Raw genomic sequence first — 16278 nt, forward strand, 5'->3', positions numbered from 1 at the left:
GGGACAGACACCGTCCGCGCGGTCGTCTAGAGTTCCTGGCATCCGGTCCGCCGGATGCCCGCCGCAGTCTCCCGGCCGGTCGACAACGGAGTCGTCCCGGCGCGGGTCATCCCCCGTTCGCGCGTCGAACGCCCCGCTGGTTCCAGCACCCCGCTCCCTCCTCGAGAAGGGACTCCCGCGATGACGACCCGCGTCTCGCACACCGCGACGACCGTCCGCCTCGTCCGCTGGTACCGGATCGACTCCGACTGGCTCTCGGAGGTCGTCACCGGCCGCCTGCTCGAGCACCAGGACGGCCGCTGGCGCCTGCTCGTCGGCGAGAAGGTCCGCGACTACCCGGACGAGGTGTGGTCGCTCTGCCACGAGTGACCCCGTAGCGGAGCACCGCGGCCCGGACGAGGCGTCAGAGGTAGAGGTAGTACGTCTTCGCGCAGTCCGTCGAGCAGAACGGGTCACGGCGGCGGGCCGGCCGGACGCGGCACGCCTCGCACAGCCGAGGCCGGCGCAGGAGGACGCGGAGGACGGTCAGCACCTCTGCACGGTAGTGCGGCGACCTGGCTGCGCCCTGGCACTGTCCGGAAAGCGCGACCAGGCGGTCGAGTGGTGGGCCCCGTCGGGCTCGAACCGACGACCCGCGGATTAAAAGTCCGCTGCTCTGCCAACTGAGCTAGAGGCCCGCGCGCTCCAGGGTAGCGGGCCGTCGACGCCCCCGGAGCAGGTGCGGCCCGGAGCAGGTGCGGCCCGGAGCGGACCGCGTCCTCGGCGCGGGCATACCCGCCCAGCCGCGGGCGTTACCCTCCTCGAACCCCCTAAGGAGCGCGAGCGCGAGAGCGTCCGCGCGCACGACCGCGGAAGGCGGCCCCATGACAGACGGCTTCCACAAGCCGACCAAGTTCCCCTCTCACGTCTTCGAGGCGTTCCAGGGAGGAGAGGACCCGGCGCAGATCAGCCGCGTCGCCCACGAGACCGCGATCGCGCTGCTGAGCCGTGTCCGGAACGACCCCGACCCGGTGGTCATCGACCGCCTGGTCGAGTACACCGACCACAACGGCATCGACGCGCTCGCCGAGCTCTGGGCGCGCTCCAGCGCGGCGAGCCTGCCAGGCGCCCTCTGGCGGATCTACCTGCTGCGGCTGGTCATCCGGCAGGACCCGGAGAGCACGAGCTTCCTCTACCAGCGCGGAGTCGAGCTGTCCGCCACGATCGACCCGGTGGTCGCCGGAGCCAGCACTCCCACGGGGCCGGCCGAGATCACCGAGCTGGCCGACCGGATCCTCCGCGGTGTCTTCGACGGCGACTTCGCGGTGGCACTGGACCGCGCCGCGGCGTTCTGCCGCGTGAGCGCCTCCGGAGCCGTCTCGGTCGCCGACGACGTGGAGCCGGTGAACCCCGCCCGGGCGAGCGAGCTGACCACCCGCGCCCTGCGCCTCTCGACCACCGCGGCCGAGCTCGTGAGCTGCGCGCGGCTGTGGCGGAGCGACTCCCTGGAGTGACGCGCAACCCGCGTTCACCCACTGCGAACGCCGCTCGCCGCCACCGCGGAGGCCTTTGGTAGACTGGCGGAAGCCGGATCGCAGTAACCCCGGGCTCCACTTATAGCCGCTTCGAGCGGCCTCGCGCCGAGAGGCGTTCCTGCGGTCCGGCCCCTTCTCTGCTCGCATCGCCGCCACGGTGCGCGAGGCGAGGGCCCAGGAGGAGTCGATCCTCGCCCGAGTCCCCACAGACAGGCGCCAGCGGAATGAAGAACAGCAGAGCTCTCCGGATCGGCGCGCGCGTCTGGGCGGGGGCGGGGCTGCTGGTCGTCGCCGCCCTCTACCTCCTCGCCGCGCCGAGCGTCGACGACGCGGAGGGCGCCCAGTTCGCCGCGGGAGTCTCGCTCTCGCAGGGCACGGTGATGCGCGTCCTCGCGGTCCTCGACGTGCTCGCCGGGCTCTGGGTCCTCATCCGCCCGCGCAGCTATCCGGGCATCACCGCTGCGGCGGTGGCCGTGATCTCGCTCTGGCTGGCCCCCCGGCTGGGCGACCCCGCGCTCGTGCCGATCGGCACGTTGGCGCTGGATGTCCGATTCGTGACGCATCCGATCGAGGTGTCGGTCGTCGTTGCAGGCCTGGCCGTGACAGCCTTCTGGATGACGCGGAATCTTTCAGCCCGGGCGCGGGCGAGGCGGGGCTGATGACGGACGACACCACTGCGGAGGCGGCTGTCCTCCTCGAGCGCATCGCCGGGGGAGAGCAGGCCGCGTTCGCCGCGCTCTACGACCAGATGGCCGGCCGGGTCCTTGGCCTGATCATCCGCGTCCTCGTCGACCGCTCCCAGTCCGAGGAGGTGGCCCAGGAGGTCTTCCTCGAGATCTGGCAAACCGCTGGGCGTTTCGCTCCGAATAAAGGAAGCGCGACGACCTGGATCCTCACGATGGCACACCGCAGGGCCATCGACAGGGTCCGCGCGGCTCAAGCCGGCCGTGATCGGGACATGCGCATCGGAATCCGAGACCTCGGACGCGACTACGACCAGGTCTCCGAGCAGGCGGAGGTGTCCCTCGAGCACGAGAAGGTCGCGGCCGCCATGGGCCGCCTGACGGAACTGCAGCGGCAGGCGCTGCAGCTCGCTTACTACGGCGGATACTCGCACAGCGAGATCGCGGGGATCCTGCAGTGCCCCGTGGGAACCGTCAAGACACGCCTGCGTGACGGAATGATCAGACTTCGAGAAGAGATGGGGGTGGCCCTGTGAACGATGTGCGACTCCCCGACGGGATGGACGACCCGCGCGATCTCGCGGCGGGTCACGCACTGGGCATCCTGACGCCCGAGGAGCAGGAGCGCTACGAGCGCTTCCTCTCCGAGCACCCGGAGGCGCGCGGCGAGGCCGACGCGTTCGCCGAGGTGGCGGAGGCGCTGGTCGCCGACGCACCCGCCGTGGAGCCCTCGCCGGGCTTCAAGGCCGACCTGATGGCGCTCATCGCCACCACTCCGCAGCTGCCGCTGGAGGAGCCCGACGAGGACCACGAGGCGCCCGCCGCGCCCCGTCTGGTCCCCGTCGCCTCCGAGGGCGAGCGGAGCGGTCCGACGGCTCGCCGGGACGGTGGCGGCAGCGCCGCGAACCGCGCCCGGAGCCGCTGGTTCGCCCGCCCCGCGGTCTACCTCTCGGCTGCCGCGGCCGCCGCGGTGATCGTGGTCGGCGGAGTGACCCTTCCGCCGCTGCTCTCGTCCGGCCCCGGCCAGACGCAGCAGCAGACGGCTCTGGAGCAGATCCGCAGCGCCCCCGACGCGCAGGAGACGACCGGCACGGTCGCCACCGGCGAGCAGGCGACGCTGGTCTGGTCGAGCTCGCTCGGCCGCTCCGCCCTCGTGGTGGACGACCTGGCGCCGCTGCCGGAGGACAAGACCTACGAGCTCTGGTACATCGGCTCATCCGGTCCGGTCGCCGCAGGGACGTTCGACGGGGGAGAGGGCAGCACCGTGGCCCCGCTCGAGGGGAGCCTGACCGAGGGCGGAGTCGTCGCCGTGACGGTCGAGGACGCCGGCGGCTCGCCGACTCCGACCACCGATCCGATACTGGCGATCGACATCGCCTGACGGCCCGAGCACGAGAAGAGCCGCACTCCCATGACGGAGTGCGGCTCTTCTCGTTCCCGGAGGGAACGCGGTGGAACGAGAGCGAGCCGCGACCCCGGAGGGACGCGGCTCGCTCTCGTCTGCGGCTGATCAGCCGAAGCGGCCCGAGACGTAGTCCTCGGTCGCCTGGACGGACGGGCGCGAGAACATCGTCGCGGTGTCGTCGTACTCGATGAGCTTGCCCGGCTTGCCCGTGCCCGCGATGTTGAAGAACGCGGTGCGGTCCGAGACGCGCGAGGCCTGCTGCATGTTGTGGGTCACGATGACGATCGTGTAGTCGTTCTTGAGCTCCTCGATGAGGTCCTCGATCGCGAGGGTCGAGATCGGGTCGAGGGCGGAGCAGGGCTCGTCCATCAGGAGGACGTCGGGGGAGACGGCGATCGCGCGGGCGATGCACAGACGCTGCTGCTGGCCGCCGGAGAGACCGGAGCCCGGCTTGTCGAGGCGGTCCTTCACCTCGTTCCAGAGGTTCGCGCCCTGGAGCGAGCGCTCGACGAGCGCGTCCGCGTCCGACTTCGAGATGCGGCGGTTGTTGAGCTTCACGCCGGCCAGCACGTTGTCCCGGATGGACATCGTCGGGAACGGGTTGGGGCGCTGGAAGACCATGCCCACCTGCCGGCGGACCTGCACCGGGTCGACGCCCGGGCCGTACAGGTTGTTCCCGTCGATCAGGACCTCGCCCTCGACGTGCGCGCCGGGGATGACCTCGTGCATGCGGTTGAGCGTGCGGAGGAAGGTCGACTTGCCGCAGCCGGACGGGCCGATGAAGGCGGTGACCGTGCGGGGCTCGATGGCGAGCGAGACGCCCTCCACCGCGAGGAACTGGCTGTAGTAGACGTTGAGGTCGTTGACCTCGATGCGCTTGGACATTGCTTCCTTCGGGGATTCCGGCCGGAGCCGAGTGGTGGGTGTCAGCGGCCGAGCTTGGGGGCGAAGATCTTCGCGATCAGGCGGGCGACCAGGTTCAGCGCCATGACGATCAGGATGAGGGCCAGCGCGCCGGTCCAGGCCCGGTTGAGGAACGCCTCGGCGTCGGGGCCCTGGTTCGCGTACTGCGTGTAGACGAAGACCGGGAGGGTCATCATCCGCTCGCTGAAGAGGTCGTAGTTCATCGACGCGGTGAAGCCGGCGACGATGAGCAGCGGGGCGGTCTCGCCGATGACGCGGGCGATCGCGAGGGTGATGCCCGTCGTGATGCCGGCGATGGAGGTCGGCAGCACGATCTTGACGATGGTCAGCCACTTCGGCACGCCGAGGGCGTAAGACGCCTCGCGGAGCTCGTTCGGGACCAGCTTCAGCATCTCCTCCGACGAGCGGACGACCACGGGGATCATCAGCACGGCGAGGGCGATCGAGCCGGCGAAGCCCATCCGGACGCCGGGGCCGAGGAGCAGCGCGAAGAGCGCGTAGGCGAACAGGCCCGCGACGATGGAGGGGATGCCCGTCATCACGTCGACGAAGAAGGTGATCGCCCGGGCGAGGTGGCCGCGGCCGTACTCGACGAGGTAGATCGAGGTGAGCAGGCCGATCGGCACCGAGATCAGCGCGGCCATGGCCGTGATCTCGAGCGTGCCGATGATCGCGTGGAGGGCGCCGCCGCCCGCGTCGATGACGTTTCGCATCGACGAGGAGAAGAAGAGCGGATCGAACCGCGCGACTCCGTTGGAGACGACCGTGTAGAGCAGGGAGATCAGCGGGAGCAGCGCGATGATGAACGCGGTCGCGACCAGCGAGGTCACGAGGCGGTCGACAGCCTTGCGGCCGCCCTCGACCAGGCGCGAGACCACGTAGATGGCGATGTCGAAGAGGACGGTGCCCCAGAAGATCGCTCCGACGAGGCTGAAGTCGTTCATCATGCCGGCCGCCTGGAGGATCAGGAAGACGGCGGCGAACACGACCCAGCTGCCGACGAGCAGCATCCAGGGAGTGCCCTTGGGCAGCTTGCCCGCCTGCAGCGAGAAGGGCATCGACGAGGTGGCGGCGGACATCAGTTGGCTCCCGAGAAGGCCTTGCGGCGGTTGACGATGAACCGCGCGACCGAGTTCACGACGAGGGTGATGACGAAGAGGATGAGGCCCGAGGCGACGAGGACGTTCACGCCGACTCCGCTCGCCTCCGGGAACTGCAGCGCGATGTTCGCGGCGATGGTGTTCGAGTTCTGCGAGGTGAGCAGGAGGAAGGAGACGACCGTCGCGGGCGAGAGCACCATCGCGACGGCGAGCGTCTCGCCGAGGGCCCGGCCGAGGCCGAGCATGGCGGCCGAGACGATGCCCGGGGCGCCGAAGGGCAGGACGGCCATGCGGATCATCTCCCAGCGGGTCGCGCCGAGCGCGAGCGCCGCCTCCTCGTGCAGGCGCGGGGCCTGGAGGAAGATCTCGCGGCAGACCGCGGTGATGATCGGGATGACCATGACGGCCAGCACCACCGAGGCGGTGAGGATCGTCTTGCCGGTGCCCGACGCCTGGCCGCCGAAGAGCGGGAACCAGCCGATGTTCACGTTGAGGAAGAGGTAGAAGGGCTGCACCATCGGCGCCAGCACGGTCGCGCCCCAGAGGCCGAAGACCACCGAGGGGACGGCGGCGAGGAGGTCGACCACGTAGCCGAGGGCCATCGCGATGCGGCGCGGCGCGTAGTGCGAGATGAAGAGGGCGATCGCGATCGAGAGCGGCAGGGCGATCACCAGGGCGATCACCGCCGACCAGACCGTGCCGAAGACCAGAGGGCCGACGTAGGCCCAGAAGCTCGTCGCGTCGCCGGGGAGGCTGCCGGCCGGCGCGGTGAACGCGGGGATCGACTGCGCGATGAGGAAGATCGCGACGGCGGCGAGGACGAGGAGGATGAGGGAACCGGCGGCGACGGTCGAGATCGAGAAGACCCGATCTCCGACACGCACCTTCGCCTTCGGGCGGACGACGGTCTCAGTTGCCATTCCAGGGGACTCTCTTCAGACGAGGGGGTTCGGCGGGGCGCACAGGGAGATGCTAGGGCTCGGAGGGGGCGTCCGGTGGGTCGAGCCCGGCACAGGCGGGGCCCGTCCCGCGGATCGTGCTGCGAGACGGGCCCTGCCGGTGGGACTACTTGATCGACTCGATCGCGGTGGCGACGGTCGAGGCGAGCTCGGAGCTCAGGGGAGCGGAGCCGGCCTGAGCGGCGGCGGCCTCCTGGCCCTCCTCGCTCGCGACGTAGGAGGCGAAGGACTTGACGACCTCGCCCTTGTCGGCGTCCGCGTACTCCTGGCACACGATGAGGTAGCTGACCAGGACCATCGGCCAGGCGTCCGCCTCGGTGCCGGTGCGGTCGATCTTGATCGCGAGGTCGTTGTCCTCGCGGCCCTCGGCGATGGGCGAGGCGGCGACGACCGCCGCGGCTCCGTCGGCCGAGATGGTCGAGAACGCGTCGCCGACCTTCAGCTGGGCCATGTCCATGCCCTGGGCGCCGGACTCGTCGGCGTAGCCGATCGTGTTGGTGCCGTTCTTGACCGCGTCGACGACACCCGAGGTGCCCTTGGCGCCGTCACCGCTCTGGTACGGGAAGGTCTGCGCGGCAGGAGCGTCCCAGACGTCGCTCGCGGTGGCCGCGAGGTAGTCGGTGAAGTTCTGCGTGGTGCCCGAGTCGTCCGAGCGGTGCACGGAGGTGATGTTCGCCGACGGGAGGGTCGCGTCGGGGTTCAGGGCCTTGATCTCCGGGGCGTCCCAGGAGGTGATGGTGCCCTTGAAGATGCCCGCGATGGTGGCCGCGTCGAGCTTGAGCTCGTCGACGCCCTCCACGTTGAAGATGACCGCGATCGGCGAGATGTAGACCGGGAGGTCGATCGCCTTGGTGTCGGGGGCGCAGGCGGCGAAGGTGCCCGCGAGCTCCTCGTCCTTGAGCGCGGAGTCGGAGCCGGCGTAGTCGGCGGCGCCGTCGATGAAGTTGGTGCGGCCGGCGCCGGAGCCCTGCGGGTCGTAGTTGACCGTGACCTCGGGGTTCGCGGTCTGGAACGCGGCGGCCCAGGTGGTCTGCGCGGTGCCCTGAGCGGACGAGCCGATCCCGGTGATGGTGCCGGAGAGCGTGGAGGTGGTGGCGGAGCCGGAGCTGCCGCCTGCGGCCGGTGCCTCGTTGGCAGCGCAGGAGGTCAGCGTGATCGCTGCGACGGCGGCGACGACGGCCGCCTGGCCGAGACGCGAGAATCTCACAAGTATCCCTTTCGGGTAGGAAAGCGTGGAAAACAGAACAGGGCCTGGTGCAGCCCGCGAGCGAGAGTACGGAGGGGTCGTGTCCTGGCACCGACCGCTCGGTGAACGCGCGGTGAACGGGTCCGCCTCGGGGATTGCGGAGCGACGGTGCGGCGGGGAAGGCGCGGTGCGTCGGGCGCGTCCCGGCTGCGCGACCGGCCCGGTGCGGACGGACCCGTCGAGCCGGTCGCTCAGCGCGGCCCGGGCGGGTCAGGCCAGCGGCGTGTGCGTCTCGATCGCGACGATGCCGGAACCGGGGTGGCTTGTGGAGAGGTGCACCACGGCGAAGCCCCCGGTCGGGAGCGCTGCCGCCTCGTCGAGGTAGGCGCCGAGAGGAGTCGCCGTGGCGAGGGCGATCTCGCGCAGGATCTCGGGGATCACCGGCCGGTGACTGCAGAGGACGGCGGTGCGGCGGGCGCGGACCCGCTTGCCGACGAGGGCGCGGACGTCGGCGGTGCCCTGCTCGTGCGCCTCCTGGCTGAGGTCGTCGCGCAGCTTGACCGGCTTCCTGACCAGACCGGACAGCGGGGCGATGGTCGACCGGCAGCGCTTGGCGGTGCTCGAGACGAGGCGGCGCGGGCGCCAGGCGGCCACGGCCTGAGCGGCGGCCGCGGCCTCGACCCGGCCGCGCCCGGTGAGGCGGCGGGTGGAGTCGCGGCCGTCCCAGGAGGAGGCGGGCACCGCCTTCGCGTGCCGCAGGACCACGATCGCGAAGGTCTCGAGCGCACCGCGTGCGGCGATCCGGGCGAACTCGTCGACGATCGTCACGTCGTGCGGATAGGTCAGGTAGCTCCGGGCCCGCTTGAGCGTCACCCACTCGAGCGCCTCGACCTCGTCGTTCGGGAGGAAGTCGGACGCCAGGACGGCCTTCTCGGTCACCTGCGCCGCCCAGTAGTAGACGGCCTTCGGGCGCCCGCTCGGCAGCGTGTACTCGGTGCACCCCAGCGGCACCCCGAGCGCCACCGAGAGCCCGGTCTCCTCGCGGATCTCGCGGACCGCGGTCTCCGGGAGGGACTCGCCCGCGTCGACCTTGCCCTTGGGCAGGCTGACGTCCCGGCGGTGCGGCCGGTGGATCACGAGGATGTGCGGGCGGCCCTCGATGATCCGCCAGCACACCGCTCCTGCTGCGTAGACGGTGCCCGTCACGGGCGTCAGCGGCTGGAGGCCCGGTTGGCGGACCGTGTCGCCGCGCGCTTGCGATGGGTGATGTGCTGCATCAGCTGGTTCTGCAGGTCGGCGAGCGGAGCGCCCTCCTCATCGAGGTGGTGCCGCGTCCAGTCGCCGTCCGGGCCGAGCCACCAGGAGGCGGTCCGCTCGTCCATCGCCCGCTCGAACATGTCGTCGATCTCGCTGAGGTGCGCCGGCTCGACGATCCGCACCAGAGCCTCGACGCGGCGGTCGAGGTTGCGGTGCATCATGTCGGCGCTGCCGATGAAGACGTCCGGCTCGCCGCCGTTGACGAAGCTGAAGATGCGGGAGTGCTCGAGGTAGCGGCCGAGGATCGAGCGCACGCGGATGGTCTCGGAGAGCCCCTCCTGGCCGGGCTTCAGCCCGCAGATGCCGCGCACCCACACGTCGACCGGCACGCCGGCCTGGCTGGCGCGGTAGAGCGCGTCGATCACGGACTCGTCGACGATCGAGTTGACCTTGATCCGGATGCCCGAGGGGCGCCCCGCGCGGGCGTTCTCGGTCTCGGCGGCGATCCGCTTGAGCAGGCCTTTCCGCAGGTGGCGCGGCGCGACGAGCAGGCGCTTGAACTTCTTCTCGATCGCGTAGCCCGAGAGCTCGTTGAACAGGCGCGTGAGGTCCTTGCCGACCTCGGGGTCGGCCGTCAGGAGTCCGAGGTCCTCGTAGATGCGCGAGGTCTTCGGGTTGTAGTTGCCGGTGCCGATGTGGGAGTAGTGGCGGAGCACTCCGCCCTTCTCCTGACGGATGACGAGCGCGAGCTTGCAGTGGGTCTTCAGCCCGACGAGCCCGTAGACCACGTGCACGCCCGCCTTCTCGAGCTTGCGCGCCCACGAGATGTTCGCCTGCTCGTCGAAGCGCGCCTTGATCTCGACCAGGGCGAGCACCTGCTTCCCCGACTCGGCCGCGTCGATGAGCGCCTCGACGATGGGGGAGTCGCCGGAGGTGCGGTAGAGCGTCTGCTTGATCGCGAGCACGTCCGGATCGGCCGCCGCCTGCTCGAGGAACGACTGCACGCTCGTCGCGAAGGACTCGTAGGGGTGGTGCAGGAGCACGTCGCCACGGGAGACCGCCTTGAAGACGTCCTGCCGTTGGTTGGGCTCGCTGGGCGAGAGCTGCACCGCCGTCGTCGGGACGTGGTTGGGGTACTTCAGGTCCGGGCGGTCGATCTTCTGCAGGCTGAAGAGCCCGCTGAGGTCGAGCGGGGCCGGGAGCTTGTAGACCTCCTGCGTCGTGATGTCGAGCTCGCGGACCAGCAGGCCCAGCGTCTCGTCGTCCATGTCGTCGGTGACCTCGAGGCGGATGGGCGGGCCGAACCGGCGGCGCAGCAGCTCCTTCTCGAGGGCCTTGATCAGGTTCTCGGTCTCGTCCTCGTCGACTTCGACGTCCTCGTTGCGCGTCACCCGGAACACGTGGTGGTCGAGGATCTCCATGCCGGGGAACAGGTCGTCCAGCTGGTTGGCGATCAGGTCCTCGAGCGAGATGAACCGCATCGGCTCGCCCGGCGCCGCGACGCCGGCGATCCGCACGAAGCGGGGGAGCATCTGCGGCACCTTGAGGCGCGCGAACTCGACCTTCTGCGTCTTCGGGTTCCGCACCCGCACCGAGAGGTTGAGCGAGAGGCCGGAGATGTAGGGGAACGGGTGCGCCGGGTCGACCGCGAGCGGCATCAGCACCGGGAACACCTGGGCCGAGAAGTAGTCGTCCAGCACGGTGCGCTCGGCGTCGCTCAGCTCGTCCCAGCGGACGAGGTCGATGCCGCCGTCGCGCAGGGCGGGCTCGACGAGCTCCTTGAACGCTCGGGAGTGGCGCTGCTGCAGCAGGTGCGCCTTCTCCGAGATGTCGGTCAGCACGTCGACCGGCACGCGGCCGATGTTCGTCGGCAGGGCGAGCCCCGTGAGGATGCGGCGCTTGAGGCCGGCGACCCGGACCATGAAGAACTCGTCGAGATTGGACGAGAAGATCGCGAGGAAGTTCGCCCGCTCGAGCGCCGGAACCAGCGGATCCTCCGCGAGCTCGAGCACGCGCTGGTTGAACGCGAGCCAGCTCAGCTCCCGGTCGAGGTAGCGGTTGTCGGGGAGGAGCGGGTCCGAGTGCTCCTCCTCGTCGTCGAAGTCGTCGTCGAGGTCATCGCTGAGACCGTCTTCGAGAAGCAGGTTGTCGCCGTCCATGCGACCATCCTGGCACCGCGTCCGTCCGCTCCGCGCCGCCGCTCGTGAATGCCGGATGAACGGGGCCGGCGGAGGCCCTGTGGAGGAGTGTCGGCTCAGCGCAGCGGCGCGGCGCGCTGCAGGTACTGCACGTCGACGGAGGCGTCCGTGAACCCGAGCGAGCGGTAGAGCGCCACCGCCGACCGGTTCTCGGCCTCGACGTAGAGGTCGGCCGCGGTGCAGCCGCGCTCGAGCATCCGCGCGAGCCCGGCGTTCAGCAGGGTGCGGCCGAGTCCCCGTCCGGCCGCCTCGGGGGCGACCCCGAGGACGTAGATCTCGCCGGTCGTCGATCCGGGCTCGATCTTGAGCCAGTCGTAGCCGAGGAGCGTGCCGTCGGCGTCGCGGAGCAGGAGGAAGTCGCCCTCGTCGAACCACGGCTCGGCGCGGCGGGCCGCCAGGTCCTCCTCCGTCATCCGCCCCTGCTCGGGGTGCGCGGCGAAGATCCGCGCATTCAGGGCGATCCACTCGGCCGGAGCGAGGTCGCGGGCGTCCGAGAGGACGACGCCCTCGGGGACGCGGACCTCGGGGGCGGCGAGCGGCTCGAGCTCGAGGTGCAGGAGGGTGCGCACCGGGGCGAAGCCGTGGGAGGCCGCGAGGGCCCGGGCGGCGGGGTGGTCGCCGTGCGCCCAGGCGAGCAGGCCCGTCCGGCCGCTCGCGAGGACCTGCTCGAGGGTCGCGGTGCCGAAGCCGACCCCGCGCCACTCCGGATCGACGACGAACTCCAGCTCGCCCTGCCCGAGGATCGCCGCCGCCACGACCACGTCCGCGCGCAGCCCCACGAGGAGGGTGCGCGAGCCGGCCCGGGCGTCGACGAGCGTCTGGTCGCTGAAGGGGGGCTGGTGGTCGAACCAGGCGGCGCGCCCGATCAGGTGCTCGAGGCCGGCCGCCACCGCGGGATCGGCCAGGTCCTCAACGGACAGGTTGAGCGACTCGCTCATTGTCCTCTTCGTACACGTTGAAGCGGTATCCGACGTTGCGGACCGTGCCGATCAGCGACTCCAGGTCGCCGAGCTTCGCGCGGAGGCGCCGCACGTGCACGTCGACCGTGCGGGTGCCGCCGAAGTAGTCGTAGCCCCACACCTCGCTCAGCAGCTGCTCGCGGGTGAAGACGCGCGAGGGGTGCGTGGCGAAGAAGCGGAGGAGCTCGAACTCCTTGAAGGTGAGGTCGAGCGGGCGCCCGTGCACCTTGGCGGAGTAGCTGGCCTCGTCGATCACGACGCCCGACGCCTGGATGCGCGAGGTCGACTGCTCCTGCGCGAGCCGGCCGATCACCAGTCGGATGCGGGCGTCGACCTCGGCGGGGCCGGCCGAGTCGAGGATGACGTCGTTGACGCCCCAGTCGGCCGAGACGGCCGTGAGCCCGCCCTCCGTGAGGATCAGGATGAGGGGGACGTTGATGCCCGTGGTCGTGAGGATCTTGCAGAGCGACTTGGCGCTCGCGAGGTCCTGCCGCGCGTCGACCAGGATCAGATCGCAGCTCGGGGCGTTCACGAGCTGGGCGGGCTCCGCGGGGATCTGCCGGGTCCGGTGGCTGAGGAGCCCCAGTGCGGGGAGCACCTCGGCGCCTCCCGCCGAGGTCAGTATCAACAACTGCGCCACGGATCCTCCAGAACTGGTCTGCCCGCAATACTAGCGGCGGGCCGGGAGGGGCGTCCGCCTGGGGCACAATTGTCGGATGGGCAGGGATCGGGTGGGCATCGGAGTCGTCTGGGCGCTCGCACTCGCGGGCTCCGTGCTGACTCTGGCGATCGCCGCTCCGGAGTCCCGGCAGCTCTGGCTCGCGCTGACGTTCGGCGGCTGCGTGCTCGCGACCTTCGCGGTGCAGCTCGCCGTGGCCCGCGCCGAGGGGTACCTCCTCCGCGCGATGACGAGCATCGTCGGAGCGATGGCCGTGGTCGCGGTCGCGAGCGGGATCGCCCTCCTCCTCCCCGCCTGAGCGGTCGCGCCGTCCTGTCCCGAGCACCCGGATCCGCATCGCCTGAGCGGCCGCGTCCGCCCCGCCCCGGCGTCGGAGGCGGCGGGTAGGATGAGCGCATGCTTCTCGCCCTGGAACTCTTCTACCTCGGTCTGCTCGGGCTCGCCTCCCTCGCCATCGCGTGGGTCTCCGGCGTGGTCGTCTACAAGCTCTACCGCGGCCAGCGCTAGCCGCCGCCGGAGCCCGAGTGATCTCGCTTCCGTCGGGCCTGCCGCCCGAGCTCGTCCCCCTGTCCTGGCTGCTCGGCGTCTGGGAGGGCTCGGGCGTCATCGACTACACGATCGGCGACGACTCCGTCCAGGCCGAGTTCGGCCATCGCATCAGCTTCAGCTACGACGGCCTCCCGTACCTCAACTACAACTCCTACACGTGGCTGATCGAGGAGGGCGCCGAGGAGGCGCCCCGGCCCCTGGTCACCGAGACGGGCTACTGGCGCCTCAGCCGCGCGCTGACCGACTCCGACGCCGGCCCGGGAATGCTGCCCGGCCGCGGCGCACCCGCCTTCCCCGACGCCGAGTCCGTCGAGACGCTGCGCAACGCCGCCGGCGGGTTCGACATCGAGGTCTCGCTCGTGCACCCGGACGGGGTCAGCGAGCTCTACCTCGGTCAGGTCAAGGGGCCTCGGATCGACCTCGCGACCGACGCGGTGATGCGCACCGCCGCGGCGAAGGACTACGCCGCCGCCACGCGCCTCTACGGCCTGGTCGACGACCACCTGCTCTGGGCGTGGGACATCGCCGCGCTCGGCCAGGGCCTGCGGACCCACTCCTCCGGACGGCTCGCCCGTGTCGACTGACGCGCCCTCCCCGCTCCTGGCCGCCCCGGGCGCCGTCGCGACGACGAGCGCCGCCGAGCCCGGCGTCGCCGCCCACTACGGCGAGCCCTTCCGCGAGCAGCGCGCTCTCGCCGCGGGCACCGCGCTCGTCGACCTCTCCGGCCGCGGCGTCGTGACCGTCACGGGGCCGGACCGCCTCACCTGGATCGACTCGCTCACCAGCCAGGCCGTCTCGCGCCTCGCTCCCGGCGCGTCCGCCGAGACGCTCCTGCTCGACCCGACCGGCCGGATCGAGCACGTCATCCGCCTCGTCGACGACGGCGAGACCGCCTGGCTCCTGCTCGACCGCGACGAGACGGCCGGCCTGGCCGCCTGGCTCGACCGGATGCGCTTCATGCTCCGCGTCGAGGTCGCCGACCGCACCGACGACTTCGCGACCCTCGCCGCCCTCGGCGACGGGCCGGCCCTGACGCTCGCCCTGTCCCTGGCCGAGGAGCCCGTCGTCTGGAGCGACCCGTGGTCGCAGGTCCAGCCGGGCGGCTGGCAGTACGCGCTGACCACAGAGCACCCCGGGGGCTCCTGGGAGCTCCGCGAGGTCCTGGTCCCGCGAGCGGCACTCGAGGCCCTCGCGGAGACGGCCGTCGGGAGGGGAGTGGCCCTCGCCGGGGTCGACGCCCTCGAGGCGCTCCGCATCGCCGCCTGGCGCCCGCGCCACGCGACCGAGGTCGACGAGCGGTCCATCCCGCACGAGCTCGACCTCCTCCGCTCGAGCGTGCACCTCGCCAAGGGCTGCTACCGGGGCCAGGAGACGGTGGCGAAGGTGCACAATCTCGGCCACCCGCCGCGGCGCCTGGTCCTGCTGCAGCTCGACGGCTCCGACTCGGTCCTCCCCGCCCACGGCGACGTCGTCACGGCGCTCAAGGGCGGTGAGCCGGTCGAGGTCGGCACGGTCACCTCGAGCGCCTGGCACTACGAGGACGGACCGGTCGCTCTCGCGGTCGTCAAGCGGAGCGTCCCGGTGGACCTCGAGCTGACCGTGCTGGCCGGCGACTCGCGCGTGGCCGCGGCCCAGGAGGTCGTGGTCCCGCCCGGAGCCGGAGCGGAGGCGGGAGTGCCCCGCCTGCCCCGCCTCGGGGCGACGACCAGGTAGGCCACGCCGTGGTGGCCGCACGTCCCGCCGAGCGGGGCCGGGCGGCCGAGCGGCTGCGCGGTCTCGTCCGGACCCCCGAGCTGAGTCCCGCGCGCGCCCTCGCCCGCGCGGGGGCGTCGCTCCCCGCAGTGCTGCAGATCGTGCTCGCGGCGACCCTCGCCTACTCCGTCGCGCACTTCCTCCTCGGGCACCCCGCGCCGGTGCTGGCGCTGACGGCCACGATCTCGAGCCTCGGCATCGCGCGCGACACCCGCCCCAAGCAGGTGGCCGAGACAGCGACGGGGATGCTCATCGGCATCACGGCCAGCGAGGTCCTGCTCCTGCTGTGGGGGAGCAGCGTCTGGCAGCTCGCCGTCGTCCTCGCGATCGTCTTCACGCTCGGCCGGGCCCTCTCGCCCTCGCCGGGGTTCGCCGTGGCCGCCGGGACCCAGGCGATGCTGGTGATGGTCCTCCCTGCGCCGGACGGAGGCGTCTTCACCCGGAGCGTCGACGGCCTGATCGGCGGGCTCGCGGCGCTGCTCTGCACGGCGATCGTGCCCCGCCCGCCGCTGCGCACAGCGCGGGCCGAGGCGCACCGGCTCCTCACCGCGCTCAGCCGGACCGTGGAGGAGCTGGCCGAGGCGCTCCGCCGGGGCGACTCCTCGGCGTCCACCGCAGCCCTCGAGCGGATCCGCGGGACGCAGCCGGTCATCGACGGCTGGACCGCGGCGCTCGACTCCGCGACCGGCGTCGCCCGGATCTCGCCGTTCGTCCGTCGGCACCGCGGCGAGCTCTCCCGCCAGGCCGTGATGCTGTCCGCGCTGGACCTCGCGACCCGGAATCTGCGCATCGTCGCGCGCCGCACCGACTTCCTCGTCGGGGACGGCGCCCCGCGGCCGGCGCTCGCCGGAGCGGTCGCCGCCCTCGGCCCGGGCATCGCGCTGCTCGGCCGCGCGGTCGCCGATCCGTCGGTGCTCGCCCTGGCGCGTCAGGACCTCGTGCTGCTCGCGACCACGCTCGACCCCCAGCGGCTGATCCCGGAGGCGCGCCTCGCCGAGAAGACGGTGCTCGTCCTGCTCCGCCCGCTCGTCGTCGACCTGCTCACGGCGACCGGCGCCGCTCCCGCCGAGGCTCGGGCCGCCCTGCCCCCGCTCGCCTAGGGCTCAGGAGGTC

Annotated in this window: 18 protein-coding genes and 1 tRNA gene; 9 read left to right on the forward strand and 10 right to left on the reverse strand. The window is 71.6% G+C overall.

Translation table 11 applies throughout. From position 1 onward, the window contains the following. The first annotated feature begins 180 nt into the window (after positions 1-180). On the forward strand, positions 181-369 hold the full coding sequence (locus C5D66_RS05410; protein WP_104224712.1) for a hypothetical protein: 189 nt from the start codon (positions 181-183) through the stop codon (positions 367-369). Positions 370-403: 34 nt separating this feature from the next. On the opposite strand, the gene C5D66_RS17435 is transcribed toward C5D66_RS05410, so the two are convergent. Further along, positions 404-532 (reverse strand): hypothetical protein, encoded by a 129-nt coding sequence (locus C5D66_RS17435; RefSeq protein WP_258059535.1) that lies wholly within the window; start codon positions 530-532, stop codon positions 404-406. Between the two features lie 69 nt (positions 533-601). Next, positions 602-677, reverse strand: a tRNA-Lys gene (locus C5D66_RS05415). Positions 678-863: 186 nt separating this feature from the next. Between C5D66_RS05415 and C5D66_RS05420 the strand changes: the two genes are divergently transcribed. From C5D66_RS05420 to C5D66_RS05430, 4 genes are all read left to right on the forward strand, one after another. Continuing rightward, positions 864-1493 (forward strand): DNA-directed RNA polymerase subunit beta, encoded by a 630-nt coding sequence (locus C5D66_RS05420; protein WP_104227273.1) that lies wholly within the window; start codon positions 864-866, stop codon positions 1491-1493. Between the two features lie 245 nt (positions 1494-1738). Beyond that, positions 1739-2173: a hypothetical protein gene (locus C5D66_RS16745; protein WP_104224710.1), complete on the forward strand. Its 435-nt coding sequence runs from the start codon at positions 1739-1741 to the stop codon at positions 2171-2173. Continuing rightward, a complete protein-coding gene (gene sigK, locus C5D66_RS05425; protein WP_104224709.1) occupies positions 2173-2733 on the forward strand; it encodes an ECF RNA polymerase sigma factor SigK in 561 nt (186 codons plus the stop codon). The genes C5D66_RS16745 and sigK overlap by 1 nt, the downstream gene beginning before the upstream one ends. Continuing rightward, a complete protein-coding gene (locus C5D66_RS05430; RefSeq protein WP_146076502.1) occupies positions 2730-3578 on the forward strand; it encodes an anti-sigma factor domain-containing protein in 849 nt (282 codons plus the stop codon). The genes sigK and C5D66_RS05430 overlap by 4 nt, the downstream gene beginning before the upstream one ends. Positions 3579-3707: 129 nt before the next feature. Here C5D66_RS05430 and pstB read toward each other — a convergent pair whose 3' ends face one another. The 8 genes from pstB to C5D66_RS05470 all read right to left on the reverse strand — a co-directional run bounded on the left by pstB (position 3708) and on the right by C5D66_RS05470 (position 12825). Beyond that, a complete protein-coding gene (gene pstB, locus C5D66_RS05435; protein WP_104224707.1) occupies positions 3708-4487 on the reverse strand; it encodes a phosphate ABC transporter ATP-binding protein PstB in 780 nt (259 codons plus the stop codon). A gap of 41 nt (positions 4488-4528) precedes the next feature. After that, entirely contained in the window at positions 4529-5605 is a 1077-nt protein-coding gene (pstA, locus tag C5D66_RS05440; RefSeq protein ID WP_104256417.1) for a phosphate ABC transporter permease PstA, read from the reverse strand. Next, positions 5605-6546: a phosphate ABC transporter permease subunit PstC gene (gene pstC / locus C5D66_RS05445; protein WP_104227270.1), complete on the reverse strand. Its 942-nt coding sequence runs from the start codon at positions 6544-6546 to the stop codon at positions 5605-5607. Before pstC ends, pstA begins: the two co-directional genes overlap by 1 nt. 145 nt (positions 6547-6691) lie before the next feature. Beyond that, a complete protein-coding gene (pstS, locus tag C5D66_RS05450; protein WP_104233897.1) occupies positions 6692-7792 on the reverse strand; it encodes a phosphate ABC transporter substrate-binding protein PstS in 1101 nt (366 codons plus the stop codon). A 249-nt stretch (positions 7793-8041) separates the two neighbouring features. Beyond that, entirely contained in the window at positions 8042-8977 is a 936-nt protein-coding gene (locus C5D66_RS05455; protein ID WP_104256418.1) for an NUDIX domain-containing protein, read from the reverse strand. A 5-nt stretch (positions 8978-8982) separates the two neighbouring features. Then, positions 8983-11187, reverse strand: coding sequence for an RNA degradosome polyphosphate kinase (locus tag C5D66_RS05460; RefSeq protein ID WP_104224702.1), 2205 nt, complete (start codon positions 11185-11187; stop codon positions 8983-8985). Positions 11188-11282: 95 nt separating this feature from the next. Next, positions 11283-12164, reverse strand: coding sequence for a mycothiol synthase (mshD, locus tag C5D66_RS05465; RefSeq protein ID WP_104256419.1), 882 nt, complete (start codon positions 12162-12164; stop codon positions 11283-11285). Next, on the reverse strand, positions 12136-12825 hold the full coding sequence (locus C5D66_RS05470; RefSeq protein ID WP_104224700.1) for a winged helix-turn-helix domain-containing protein: 690 nt from the start codon (positions 12823-12825) through the stop codon (positions 12136-12138). The genes mshD and C5D66_RS05470 overlap by 29 nt, the downstream gene beginning before the upstream one ends. A 76-nt stretch (positions 12826-12901) precedes the next feature. On the opposite strand from C5D66_RS05470, the gene C5D66_RS05475 reads away from it, so the two are divergent. The 4 genes from C5D66_RS05475 to C5D66_RS05490 all read left to right on the forward strand — a co-directional run bounded on the left by C5D66_RS05475 (position 12902) and on the right by C5D66_RS05490 (position 16265). Then, positions 12902-13162: a hypothetical protein gene (locus C5D66_RS05475; protein WP_146076503.1), complete on the forward strand. Its 261-nt coding sequence runs from the start codon at positions 12902-12904 to the stop codon at positions 13160-13162. Positions 13163-13388: 226 nt separating this feature from the next. Continuing rightward, positions 13389-13997: an FABP family protein gene (locus C5D66_RS05480; protein ID WP_104224698.1), complete on the forward strand. Its 609-nt coding sequence runs from the start codon at positions 13389-13391 to the stop codon at positions 13995-13997. After that, the gene (locus tag C5D66_RS05485; RefSeq protein WP_104256420.1) at positions 13987-15126 is read left to right on the forward strand and encodes a folate-binding protein YgfZ; all 1140 of its coding nucleotides are present in this window, start codon (positions 13987-13989) and stop codon (positions 15124-15126) included. The genes C5D66_RS05480 and C5D66_RS05485 overlap by 11 nt, the downstream gene beginning before the upstream one ends. A gap of 8 nt (positions 15127-15134) precedes the next feature. Continuing rightward, positions 15135-16265, forward strand: a complete 1131-nt coding sequence (locus C5D66_RS05490; protein ID WP_104256421.1) for an aromatic acid exporter family protein — start codon at positions 15135-15137, stop codon at positions 16263-16265. Positions 16266-16278 lie beyond the last annotated feature (13 nt).

The organism is Rathayibacter sp. AY1B4, assembly GCF_002932815.1.
In the GTDB taxonomy this organism is placed as follows: Bacteria; Actinomycetota; Actinomycetes; order Actinomycetales; family Microbacteriaceae; genus Rathayibacter.